Below are 11,968 nucleotides of genomic sequence, written 5' to 3'. Positions count from 1 at the left end.
CTCGTCGCCCTCAGCTCAATGGCCCGCCAGAACAGGCCATGGCAAGACAAACCGCCCTCCAAGACTTGACGTCAGACACAGTCGCCAGGGGGGCTGGGCGCCCGGCCGCCCCTGGATTGCTTCGCTTCGCTCGCAATGACGGAGGCGGGCGGAAACGGCTTTATACCGCCGATTTGTGCCGCTCGATGCAGGTCGTCAGGACCTCGTCCATCGGCCGCTTCCACCAGTCCAGCTCCGAGAAGATCTCGACCTCGGAGAAGCCGGCGAAGCCCTCGGCCTCGACCGCCTGGCGTATCCTGCGGATCTCGATGACGCCGTCGCCCATCATGCCGCGGTCGAGCAGGAGATCGCGCGTCGGCACCAGCCAGTCGCAGACATGGAAGGCGAGCAGGCGGGCGAGACCGGCGCGGCTGATGCCGGCATAGAGGTCCGGGTCCCACCAGACATGGTAGACGTCGAGCGCGACGCCGAGCGCGCCGGTCTTGCCCGGGTCGAGCCTGTCGCAGATGTCGAGCGCCTGGCCGAGCGTGTTCACGCAGGAACGATCGGCCGCGTACATCGGATGCAACGGCTCGATGGCGAGCGGCATGCCGGCGGCTTTGGCATAGTCCAGCAACTCGCCAATGCCGTCCTCGACCTGGGTGCGGGCAAGCGCGATGTCGTGCGAGACGGCCGAGCCCGGGCGCGAATGCTGCTGCAACCCGCCGACGACGAGGACGAGGCAGGCGGCGTCGAGCGCGGCCGCCTCGTCGACGGCGCGGCGGTTGTCGTCACGCGCCTCCTGGAGCTTCGAGGCATCGGCAGGGAACATGCCGCCGCGGCAATAGCCGGAGAGCTTGAAGCCGTGTGTCCTGACCGCGGTCTTCACGGCCTCCAGCCCGACGGCGGCGACCTGGTCGCGCCAGGGCGAGATCGCGCCGATGCCGTGTCGGGCGCAGGCCTCGGTGATCGCGAGCAGGTCGCCCTGCTTGCGGACCGTCGCGGTGTTCAGCGAGAGCCAGGCGTGATCGCCCGAGAAGTCCCGCATCGATCAGGCCCCGATGCCGTAGGTCGCCATGACGCGCGCCATGCGGGCGGCGGCCTGGTGCGGATCGTGGAACAGGCCGGCCTTGTCGGCGAGCCGGAACAGTTCGGCGAGATGCAGCATCGAGCGCGCGCTCTCCTGGCCGCCGACCATGGTGAAATGATCCTGATGCCCGTTGAGATAGGCGATGAAGACGATGCCGGTCTTGTAGAAGCGCGTCGGCGCCTGGAAGATGTGGCGCGAGAGCGGCACGGTCGGGCCGAAGGCGGCGTGGAAGCCGTCGAGATCGCCATCGGTCAGCGCGCCGAGCGCGGTCGCCGCGGCCGGCGCGATCGCGTCGAAGATGCCGAGCAGCGCATGCGAATAGCCCTGCTCGTCGCCGGCGATCAGCTCGGCATAGTTGAAGTCGTCGCCGGTATACATGAGCACCGACTTGTCGAGCCGGCGCCGCATCGCGATCTCCTTGTCCTTGTCGAGCAGGGAGACCTTGACGCCGTCGATCTTGGCCGCGTTGGCGTTGATGACGCCGACAGCGGTATCCATCGCGGCGTCGAGATCACGCGTGCCCCAATAGCCGGAGAGCGCCGGGTCGAACATGTCGCCTAGCCAGTGGATGATCACCGGCTCCCTGGCCTGCGACAGGATGCGATCATAGACCTTGACGTAATCGTCCGGGCTTTTGGCGATGCGGGCGAGCGCGCGCGAGGCCATGAAGATGATGCGCCCGCCAGCGGCCTCGACCGCCTCGAACTGCGTCTCATAGGCCTTGATCACATCATCGAGCGAGCGTGCCTCGGCCGGGTCGAGATGGTCGGTGCCGGCGCCGGAGAAGATGACGGCGCCGGGCCTGGTGCGGGCGAGCGCCGTGGCGCGCTTGATCAGCTCGAGCGCCAGCGGCCAGTCGAGCCCCATGCCGCGCTGGGCGGTGTCCATCGCCTCGGCGACGCCGAGCCCGAGATCCCAGAGATATTCGCGATAGGCGAGCGTGCGCTCCCAATCGGGCACGGCCTTCAGCCAGGGATCGTTATCGGCGAAGGGATCGGCGACCATATGTGTCGCCGCCAGTGCCAGCCGGTTGAGCGGCTTGCCCGAGCGCGGGCGCTGCTGCATCGGCTCCCCGAGCGCGTAGAGCTCAGTGGTGCGGTCCGGCTTCGGCAGCGCGACCGTGGCGGTGAGGCGGGGCTTGTCATGCATGGCGTTTCGATCCCTGTCCTGGCCGGCTTGCAGCGTCAGAGCGTCAGCTTCGGCACGTCGACCCAGCGACGCTCCTTCCAGCTTTGCAGCGCGCATTCGACGAGCTGCACGCCCTTGGCGCCCTCGATCAGCGTGTGCGAATAGGGCGTCCCCTCGACGACGTGGCGGATGAACATCTCCCACTGCGTCTTGAAGCCGTTATCGTAGACCGTATTGTCCGGCATCTGCATCCAGGTCTTGCGGAAATCGATGCTCTGGCGCTGGTCTGGATTCCAGACCGGACGCGGCGTCGCATTGCGCGGCTGGATCACGCAATCATGCAGGCCGGCAACGGCCGAGCCGAGCGTGCCGTCGACCTGGAAGGTGACGAGGTCGTCGCGATAGACGCGCGTCACCCAGCTCATGTTGATCTGCGCGATCACGCCGCCGGCAAGCTGGAAGGTGGCATAGGCGGCATCGTCCGTCGTCGCCTTGTAGCGCTTGCCGTTCTCGTCGACGCGCTCGGGAATGTCGGTCGTGCCGAGGCAGCTCACGGCCTCGACCTCGCCGAACAGGTTGTCGAGCACATAGCGCCAGTGGCAGACCATATCGAGGATCATGCCGCCGCCATCCTCGGAGCGATAGTTCCAGGACGGGCGCTGCGCCGCCTGCCAATCGCCTTCGAAGACCCAGTAGCCGAACTCGCCACGCACCGAGAGCATCCGGCCGAAGAAGCCGGAATCGCGCAGCGAGCGCAGCTTCATCAGGCCGGGCAGGAAGAGCTTGTCCTGCACCGTGCCGGTCTTGACGCCCTTCTCCTTGGCGAAGCGACAGATCCCGAGCGCCTCGTCGAGATTGGTCGCGATCGGCTTCTCGCAATAGATGTGCTTGCCGGCCGAGACCGCCTTCTGCAGCAGCGTCGGCCGCATCTGGGTGGTGGCAGCGTCGAAGAAGATCTCGTTCTTCGGATCGGCGATCGCGGCGTCGAGGTCGGTGCTCCAGCGCTCGATGCCATAGGCCTTGGCGAGGGCCTCGACCTTGTCGGCATTGCGGCCGATCAGGATCGGATCGAGCTGCACGCGCGAGCCGTCGGAGAGCGGCACGCCGCCCTGGGCGCGGATCGCGACCACCGAGCGGATGAGATGCTGGTTCATCCCCATGCGGCCGGTCACGCCATTCATGACGACGCCGAGTGTCTTAGCTGCCACGAGCGATCCTCCCTAGACCTGCGCACATTCCGGCGCATCAGCGATTTTTATAACTCAATGGTTAGTTACTTAAAAAGGCGGGACGAGCCTGTCAAGCGGCTCTGGCGCCGGCTTCCGTTGCACGAGCCGACGCCGAGACCGCGCCCGGTTCTCCCCGCCTTTTACTGCAGATGCGGCTTTCTCAGGAAGCTGCCACGATCGGCCGAGCGGACGCGAAGCCAGGCCTCACGGCCGTCACGGACGACCCTGATCGGGACCTCCGCCCCGGCCGGCCCGGTCGCCCAGAGCTTGCGATAGAAATCAGCCAGGCCCTCGACCTCGCTGTCCTGAACGTCCCGGATGATGTCGCCCGGGCGCAGGCCCGCCTGCGCGGCCGGGCCGCCTTCGGCCACGCTCATCACCACGACCTTGCCATTGTTCTCGGCCGAGAACGCCCCGAGCCAGGGCCGGGGCGGCTTGTCGACCCGGCCGCGGGCGAGCAGATCGTTGAGGATAGGCGGCAGCAGGTCGATCGGAACGATCATGTTGATATCGGCGACCTCTTCGCCCCGCCCCATCTGCAGATGCAGCGAGCCGATGCCCAGGAGCCTGCCGTCCGATCCAATCAGGGCGGCGCCGCCCCAGGACGGATGGGCGGGGGCGGTGAAGATCGCTTCTTCCAGCAGATATTCCCAGTAGCCGGCGAATTCCTGCTTGGCGACGATGTTCGCCCGCACCGTCTGGCCGATGCCGTCGGCGATCACGACCGGGTCGCCGATCCTGGCCCCGGCCGCATCCCCGAATGGCACGGCAGGCAGGTCGAGCCGGTCAAGCGCCTGCACCAGGCCGAAGCCGGTCTCCTGGTCATAGGCAAGCGCATGGGCCGGAACCACGCGGCCATCCTGGGGCGCCAGCCAGACCTCTTCGGCCTCGGTGATCAGATAGCCGATCGTGAGGACCAGCCCATTGTCCCGAATGACCACGCCACTGCCCTCTCTGCGGGTGCCGAGCGTGCCGGCGGTGAAGGCGTCATCGGGAATGGAGGAACGGACCCCCACGATGGACTGCAAGGTCGAGCCGATATTCATGTGGTTCATCCCGAAATGGCGCGGGTCAGGGGCATCCGCAGGCGTGCCGGCCGGCAGCAGCCGGTCCGTTCCCTAAAAGGTATAAGCCCGCCGGATCATCGCAAGACCTTACCGGGAAGATCGGCCTGCGAGCGGTTGATCGGCGCCGTCGCAATAGGCCGTCAAATGGAGAAAGGGCGCCCGTTGGGGCGCCCTTCCCGTCATTGCAGAGTTGGTCCTGCTCAGGCCGCGAAGCGCGCCGTGCTCTATGTCGAGCACGACTATCAGGCCGATGTCTCTCCCGGCCTGTTCGAGCATGACCTCTCGGTAGCGCTGACCGAACTCCACCGCGACGTGCCCGGCACATGATCGCGCTGGCCAGCGGCCGAGAGCATCGGTCCCAAGGCCAGGTTGTCGCTGACCGAGCATGCCTGCCCGGCTCAAAGGCGGAGCGGACAGCTAGCGCCGCCGGTCCAGGATAGTCGTCACCGCCGCGACGAATGACGGCGTCAGGGCGGTGTTCGCAAAGCCGCTTATGTGATCCCCGTCGGAAAAGAGGGGCTTGCCGTCGAGCAGCGCCCCGCAGCTCGGACCGGGGCAGAGGGTCGGCAACGGATCCCACACGGAGACACCAGGAACTTTCGTGGAAATCTGGTGGAATGCATCGAGAATGGGCCCGCGCAGCCGCTCGACGAAGTCCCGCTCGATCGTCAAACCGCCCTTGCAGGCCGGGTTGTTGCGATTGAACCAATCGCTGCACCGGTAGGCTGGCGCCCGGAAAATGGGCTTCGGTGCCTCGAACAGCAAGCCGACGCCTTTCTCGGCCAATGGCCGCAGCAGATCGATCGCGCGCTCGATCGCCTTTTCGCGTTCGGCTGCTTTCGCCGGGCCAAAGACGGATTTAAGCGCGGATTCATCGGAGTATTGCGCAAACTGATCATCGAGGCGCGGCATGCGCATCGACGGCATGAAGATCAGGTCGCCCGGGCGAGCCTGGGAGAGAAGAACGGCACTCGCATTGCGGATCGCCGCCACGCAGTCCGGCTCGCCTTCCCTGGGCCAATGCAGGCTCAGGAATGGGCACCCCGCCGTCGAGACAAGCACTGTCTCGATCCCTGTCACGAGGGTCAGCCGCTTCATCAGGTGGATATATGAGAACGCATGGGAATCGCCGAGAAAATAGACCCGTGCGGAGGAGGACGGGCCCTCCGGGCAGCCGCTGCGCCGGTAAGTCATGATCGCTCCGGCCGGAAGCGCCTGGATGGTGCAGTTCGGCAGGTCGGCGAAGGAGTTCCGCGGCGAATCCGCCAGCCAGAGCTCGCGGTTCTGCATGACGGTGCTGAGGGAGAGCCTGGACCTGTTATCGCGCAGGTAGTCGAAGGCTCCGAAGCTCGCCCCGACACAGGCGAGGCCGAGCGCCACCACGGCGTAGCGCGGCATGGCCCGCAGCCGGTAAGAGCGCCTGACGGGACGCTCGACGAAAAAATACGAGGCCACGGCGAGCAGGAAGGCGAGCAGCGTCGCAGCCGCCAGTTGGACCGGCGTCACCAGGCCGACCGTCCATCTGGCGAGGACGAAGACAGGCCAATGCCAGAGATACAGCGAATACGAGATCTTGCCGACGAACCGGGCCGGCCGCGCCTCAAGGAGCGCGGTGGCGATGCCCCTGCTGCCCTGCTGCTGAAGCGAGGCAATGATCACGACGGTGGCAATCACGGCGAGAACGTTGATTGCCCAGGCATGCTCGGGCGGCAATCTCAGCCATAGCGTCACGACAAGCAGGGCAAGCCCCGCCAGAGCCGGCGCGGCGCCCGGAAACGCCAGGTTCCGGTCTCGTAACATTGCGGAAATCTGGAAGCAGGCGACTCCGGCGGCGAGTTGCCAGAACCGCGCATAGATCATGTAGAAGGCCTTCAGCGGGGCGACGTTCTGCAAGTAGAGCCAGAGCGACAGCGACAGCATGAGGCCGACCATGACGGCCAGGACTGCGTATCGCCGCCCCGATCGAGATCGTGTCCAGGGAAAGAACAAGAGCGGGAACAGCAGGTAGAACTGCTCCTCCACGCCCAATGACCAAGTATGGGTGAACGGATTGAACTCCGTTACCGGAGAAAAATAGTCGGTGCCCTGCGCCAGCTGGACATTGCTCAACCCCCAGAAGGCCATTTGAGCCGTTTTGTATTGCTGGCTGCTCAGCCAGGCATCGGGTATGAACAGGAAGGACAACAGGGAGGTCAGCAACAAGCAGACGATCAGCGCCGGCGCTATCCTCAGGATCCGCCGCGCGTAGAAATCCGCAAGGAAGCTGGCAAAGCCTAGCGGCTTGCGCGCGGCGATCGCGTAGCTGACGACAAAGCCCGAAATGACGAAAAAGACATCGACGCCGATATAGCCGTTCGGAACAAAGTCCCGATCCAAATGATACAATAGCACAGATACGATCGAAATCGCCCGCAGTCCGTCCACGAACGCCAAGTATCGATCGGAGCGAACGGCCAGATCAGGGGAAACTATTTGGTTCATCGGTCGATGCTAGAGCATTTCCGCGCTTCTCCGAACCGCAAAAATTCTCTATCCCCTTGCTTTGGCGCATTTTCTTCACGCGAACCGGTGCCCACTGCGCTCGATAACGCTTTAGCAGGCAAGCAATCACAGGCAATGCAGTGGAGCCTGCGATATACAGAGATTGCGTCTTGGGCGGCCGGAGATCGGCGGTTGGATCGCTCCCATCCGTTTCAGCGTCGAGAACACGACGGAGAACGATAAGCCCTCCTGTAGCGATATCGGCATCACGGCTATATCTCGAACGGCTGGACCTCGGTGACGACCATCAGGATCACGTTGTTAGGGCCCTCTGGTTCGCCTATATCTTCTTCAGGTCGCGCCGTTTCGGACGTAAGCCCAAGGACTGCTTCGGCAGATCATGAGGCAGCGACCGCAAGCACTCGATGGAGCCCACGGTATTCAGATCGTGGCGCGGTCCTGCCGAGCAATTGCACCTTTCCGCGATAGGCTGCGTCGGTGAGCGGCACATGTTTGCCTCGGATTGGCCCCTTCGCGGAGTCCAACAAATCGCAAGGCTGTCAACGAACGGGAGCAAGCGCCAGTGGACAGAATACGGGAAGATCAGGCCAAAATCGCTGGCTTCTGAACACCCGTGGACGTCAGCCAATGGGCTGGATGGTGCCGCAAGAGGGATTCGAACCCCCGACCCCCTCATTACGAAACAGGTGGCCGCATATGGCACGGCATGTCGGAGGATGACAAGCCGTGTCGCAATTTCTCTAGGATTTTCGGCCGGTTATGGTTTAAGTCAGCGGGTGTCGCAGTCAGTCATATGACGCCCGCTGACGATACGATCCGTTACCCTCAAGTGCACCCTGGATTGCTATGGCAAAGAGGCTCACCGATGCGGCCGTCAAGGTGGCCAAACCCGACCCTGCGAAGCGCCTCGAGATAGCCGACGCTGGCGCGGCCGGCCTTCACCTCGTGATTCAGCCGGCGCCGAGCGGAAAAAAGAGCTGGGCTTACCGGTATCGGCTGCATGGGAAGACGGCGAAGCTTACCATCGGCCCTTACCCGGCATTCTCGCTCACCGAGGCCCGGGAGAAGGCGCAGGAGTTCGATCGCCTGCGCAAGCGCGGCGAAGATCCAGGGCTAGGCGAGAAGCGGCGCAAGCGCGCCATCAAGGAGGCGCATGTGGCGGACGCCGGTACATTTGCCGGCGAGGCGCGGCGCTACCTCGACGAATATGCGAAAAGCCACCAGCGCCAATGGCGGGAGACGGCTCGCATGCTTGGGTTACGCGCCGACTCGGATAAGCCCGAAGACAGAGACAATCCCCTCAGCTTCGTCACCATCCCGAAAGGAGCGGCCGCGGAGTGGGCAGGCCGCCTCATCTCGACAATCACGACGGACGACGTCCGCGACTTCATCCAAGGCATTCGGCGCCGGGGTGCGCCCTTCGCCGCGAATCGTACCCTTGCAGCGTTGAAGGGCTGCTTCGGCTGGCTGAAGGACAACACGACCCGCCTGGCGATCGACCCATCCGCCAGTGTCTCCAAGCCCCAGAAAGAGATCGCGCGCGAGCGGGTGCTTTCTCATGATGAAATCCGTCTGCTCTGGCTTGCTTGTGATCAGATCGGCCAGTTCTTCGGAACGTCGATTAAGCTCATGCTTTTGACGGCCCAGCGCCGTGACGAAGTGGGCGGCCTGCGCCGGACAGAGTTATCTCGTGACGGACAGATGTGGACGTTGCCCGGCGAGAGGGCGAAGAACCGTAAAGAGCATGAGGTGCCGTTGGCGCCGACGGCGCGGGAGCTTCTCGCAGCGCTGCCTAAGCCCGACAGCAAGGCCCAGCTGGTCTTCACCACGACCGGCGAGACCGCGATCAGCGGCTGGTCGAAGACCAAAGCCAAGCTCGACGAGGAGATGCTCAAGATCCTGCGGAAGGAACGCGGCGACGATCCTGCCGGTGCCGAGATCGTGGGCTGGACGCTGCACGACCTGCGACGAACTGCCGACACACTGATGAACGACGAGCTCGAAATTGCGCCGCATGTCGTCGAGGCGATCCTAAACCACATGCGGAAGGGTGACGAACGCCGCTACAACCATGCGAAGCTCCGGGAGCCGAAGCGCCGCGCGCTTGAAGCATGGGCTGCGCATGTGGCGTGGATCGTCGCCGGCAAGCCGGAGACGGATGTCGTCGTGCCGATGAGGGCGAACGCGTGAGCCGCTCCGATTGTCGTTTTCAGTTCACCGCCGATGAGTGGGCTCAAGTCGCCGCAATCCTCGGCAATCTCGATGGTGTCGAATATGTCGACCTGGGAGATGATGGGTTTGAGCTCGTCGGCTTGTTTGATCCCGACCTCATCGAGGAGTTTCGCGACAGCATCCGGCCAGCAACTTTGGATGTGGTGAAGACGCATATTGAAAGCCGTCTAGCGCAGGCACGGGCGGCCGTGTCCGCCTCGTCGGTTGTGCGGGCAATAGGAGAGAAGGACAAAAAGATCGCCGTGGCAGCACGTCAGCTCCTGGACCTGCTTCCCGATATCGATCCTGCTGATCAGGGTTTGCCGCGGCCAGCAATCCGTTCCGCCCGGTTCCGGGCGCAGTTGCAGGAGATCGCCGAGGTCTCGGAAGCACAGGGCGATGAGATCGCCGCATGGTTTCGACGGCCAGCCGCGCGCCCGCCTGTACCCGAGTATCGCGTCGAGTTTTGGACTTACCTCATGAAGCTTTGGACCGATGCGCTCCATCGCCCGCCAACAAACTCGCCAGGCGGGACCATAGCGAGGTTCATAGACGCGGCCTCTGCGCCAGCCCGCGACATCCTTGAACCCTCGCAGGGCAAGGCATTCGAATTCGTCAGGCAGCACCGCCGCAGCGTTTGGTAATAACCGTCCCGAGCGAAAGCGACTTTTTGCTTAGGGAAAAGCGATCTCTGAATCGAGGGCGATAAACCCATAACTCTCAGCCGGTGATCAATGTGACATTTCAAGTCATCGTTCGATGACTTGGAGGTCACTATGCAATTTGCCGGTCGGAACTACCTCAGCTCCCGCCAAGTGTGCCAGCGCCACGGCATCGTGCTTCGCACGCTTTACCGCTACATGAAGCGAGAAGGCTTTCCCAAGGCTGTGAGCCGTGAGGGCCGCCTGTTCTTCGCCGAGGACGACCTGCTCGCCTGGGAGAAGAAGATCATCGGCGAGGCGCTCGACCCGAAGGCCGCGTAGCTCATTCATGCCGGCGCTCGCCACTCGCCGCCGCCCCCCTCGCCTGCCTGAGCCAGAAGAACATGCCGGATTTTTCTGACGACCGGTTCACCGCCGGGCCGGGCGGATTCCTGTTGCCTGCTTCACGTGGAGATCGCGCATGTCAGAGCATTTGATCGCAACTATCGAGAAGAACAGGACTGAGCAGATCCGCGTCTCGCTCGCGCATTTCAGCGGCCACGACATCTGCAGCGTGCGCGTGTTCTTCGAAGCTGATGATGGCACCTGGCGCCCGTCGCCCAAGGCTGGCTTAGCCTTCAAGGTCGACAAGCTGCCCGGCCTCGTCGAGGCGCTCACGCAAGCCGTCGCCAAGGCCCAGGAGCTCGGTCAGCTCTGATGACGCCGCCCGCCGCCCAGACCGCAGCAGCATCCGCCGGCCTTGATGCCGTGACGCAATGGCTCGGCCGCGCCAGGCGGGTGGCACGGTCTTGAGCCCCGCTCAACACAGGCGACGCGTTTGGGTGGCGGCCACCCGCCGGCGGAATGAGGTCATCAACCTCGCCCGACACCGTGTTTCTAGCGGCAGGCCAGTCGACCACGGCAAATTTATCTTCGTGCTCGCTCAAACGCTCGCCTCGGCGCCGGCCGGGAAATACCGCATCCGGAACAACTTCGTGACCTGGCACGGGCTCGACCGCGTGTCCCTGGCGAGGGCGGCCTATGAAGCCGGCTTCGGCCAACTAGGCGGCGATGATCCCTTGTTCGAACGGGCGTTGACCAAGGTGAGCACGGCCGTCGCCATGGGTAGCGACGCCGCGGGTCGCTTGCTGGACGTGACGGCGGAAGAGCGTGACCTGCTGGGGATCCGCACGATCGATGCGACCGACGAAGATAGGCATGAACGCGAATCTCGCCGGCGGGAGGAGCGCAAGGTCCGCGACCGGGAGCGAAAGCGCCGCGCGCGAGCTGGGACGATGACACCTCGCGCGGAGTACCTGGCCAAATCTCTCAGCGCCACGAAGCCATGGCTCGCACTCGGAATATCTCGGCGAACTTATGAGCGCCGCAACAAGTCTGTCGCAGGTGTGTCCGCAACAACAAGCGGAGATGTCGCAAGTGTGTCCGCGCCGCAAGTGTGTCCACCCACCTATATAATTAATACGTCAACGGACAGACTTGCGTCAGCGTCGCAAGAGCTCCTTTCGGGCCGCCCTCTGTCCTATGACAATGCGACTTGCCCGCCCGGCACAGTGAAGGGCGCCGGCGGCTCTGCCGCCCCGGCATCGTCGAGCGGCAGCCCAGGCGCTCCCCAAAGCTCAGATCTATCCGATGAGGCGCGGGCTGAAGCCCGCCAGCAGCGCGACCGCGCCCCCGACGATCAACCGATCACCAGCACCGCAGGAGAAACCTCATGAAGAAGCGAGCCACGACTCGCGGTACCCGCGCGCGGCCGGCGGCGACTGCCGGCCGGCCGATTCCTACCCGGCACCGTCGCCAGATCGCCGCCCTCGCCGCCGAGGGTATGAGCACGCGCGAGATCGCCGAGCAGATCGGGATCAGCCCCGGCACCGTCCGGCGGATCGCCAAGGTCTACGCGATTCCCCTCGCCCTCCGCGGGTCGCGATATTTCGGTTTCGAGCTCTCGCGCCGCACTGCGAAGAAGGTCGAGGCCAAGGCCGCTGAGGCGGGCGTCAGCCCCGCCGTCATCGTCGACGAGTTGCTCGAGGACCTCCTGAACAAAGGCGAGGACTACCTCATGAGCCGCCTCGGCATGACGAAGCCCGTCTTGCACTGATCGAG

11 protein-coding genes are annotated in these 11,968 nt (G+C 64.3%); 6 read left to right on the top strand and 5 right to left on the bottom strand.

The genetic code is table 11. The features are described 5' to 3' along the window. Nucleotides 1–160: 160 nt before the first annotated feature. The 5 genes from EV560_RS33990 to EV560_RS33970 all read right to left on the bottom strand — a co-directional run bounded on the left by EV560_RS33990 (nucleotide 161) and on the right by EV560_RS33970 (nucleotide 6,917). Nucleotides 161–1,027, bottom strand: coding sequence for a sugar phosphate isomerase/epimerase family protein (locus EV560_RS33990; RefSeq protein WP_131860298.1), 867 nt, complete (start codon nucleotides 1,025–1,027; stop codon nucleotides 161–163). Between the two features lie 3 nt (nucleotides 1,028–1,030). Further along, on the bottom strand, nucleotides 1,031–2,218 hold the full coding sequence (locus EV560_RS33985; RefSeq protein WP_131860297.1) for a dihydrodipicolinate synthase family protein: 1,188 nt from the start codon (nucleotides 2,216–2,218) through the stop codon (nucleotides 1,031–1,033). Nucleotides 2,219–2,253: 35 nt separating this feature from the next. Beyond that, a complete protein-coding gene (locus tag EV560_RS33980; protein WP_465247066.1) occupies nucleotides 2,254–3,378 on the bottom strand; it encodes a Gfo/Idh/MocA family protein in 1,125 nt (374 codons plus the stop codon). Nucleotides 3,379–3,566: 188 nt separating this feature from the next. Next, the gene (locus tag EV560_RS33975) at nucleotides 3,567–4,472 is read right to left on the bottom strand and encodes a S1C family serine protease (protein WP_131860295.1); all 906 of its coding nucleotides are present in this window, start codon (nucleotides 4,470–4,472) and stop codon (nucleotides 3,567–3,569) included. A gap of 438 nt (nucleotides 4,473–4,910) precedes the next feature. Continuing rightward, nucleotides 4,911–6,917, bottom strand: coding sequence for an acyltransferase family protein (locus EV560_RS33970; protein WP_248312342.1), 2,007 nt, complete (start codon nucleotides 6,915–6,917; stop codon nucleotides 4,911–4,913). A gap of 924 nt (nucleotides 6,918–7,841) precedes the next feature. Between EV560_RS33970 and EV560_RS33965 the strand changes: the two genes are divergently transcribed. From EV560_RS33965 to EV560_RS33940, 6 genes are all read left to right on the top strand, one after another. After that, complete coding sequence (locus EV560_RS33965; protein ID WP_131860293.1) at nucleotides 7,842–9,185, top strand: tyrosine-type recombinase/integrase; 1,344 nt, start codon at nucleotides 7,842–7,844, stop codon at nucleotides 9,183–9,185. After that, nucleotides 9,182–9,850, top strand: a complete 669-nt coding sequence (locus tag EV560_RS33960; protein WP_131860292.1) for a hypothetical protein — start codon at nucleotides 9,182–9,184, stop codon at nucleotides 9,848–9,850. The genes EV560_RS33965 and EV560_RS33960 overlap by 4 nt, the downstream gene beginning before the upstream one ends. Nucleotides 9,851–9,982: 132 nt before the next feature. After that, on the top strand, nucleotides 9,983–10,189 hold the full coding sequence (locus EV560_RS33955; RefSeq protein ID WP_131860291.1) for a helix-turn-helix transcriptional regulator: 207 nt from the start codon (nucleotides 9,983–9,985) through the stop codon (nucleotides 10,187–10,189). A gap of 139 nt (nucleotides 10,190–10,328) precedes the next feature. Continuing rightward, the gene (locus EV560_RS33950; RefSeq protein WP_131860290.1) at nucleotides 10,329–10,565 is read left to right on the top strand and encodes a transcriptional coactivator p15/PC4 family protein; all 237 of its coding nucleotides are present in this window, start codon (nucleotides 10,329–10,331) and stop codon (nucleotides 10,563–10,565) included. A gap of 124 nt (nucleotides 10,566–10,689) precedes the next feature. Next, nucleotides 10,690–11,583: a hypothetical protein gene (locus EV560_RS33945; protein WP_131860289.1), complete on the top strand. Its 894-nt coding sequence runs from the start codon at nucleotides 10,690–10,692 to the stop codon at nucleotides 11,581–11,583. Continuing rightward, entirely contained in the window at nucleotides 11,580–11,963 is a 384-nt protein-coding gene (locus tag EV560_RS33940; protein ID WP_131860288.1) for a helix-turn-helix domain-containing protein, read from the top strand. Before EV560_RS33945 ends, EV560_RS33940 begins: the two co-directional genes overlap by 4 nt. The last annotated feature ends 5 nt before the right edge of the window (nucleotides 11,964–11,968 follow it).

It is taken from the genome of Allobosea sp. BK604 (assembly GCF_004341515.1).
GTDB lineage: Bacteria > Pseudomonadota > Alphaproteobacteria > Rhizobiales > Beijerinckiaceae > Allobosea.
Note: the sequence above shows the minus strand (reverse complement) of the source record. Positions and strands in the feature narration are given on the sequence as shown.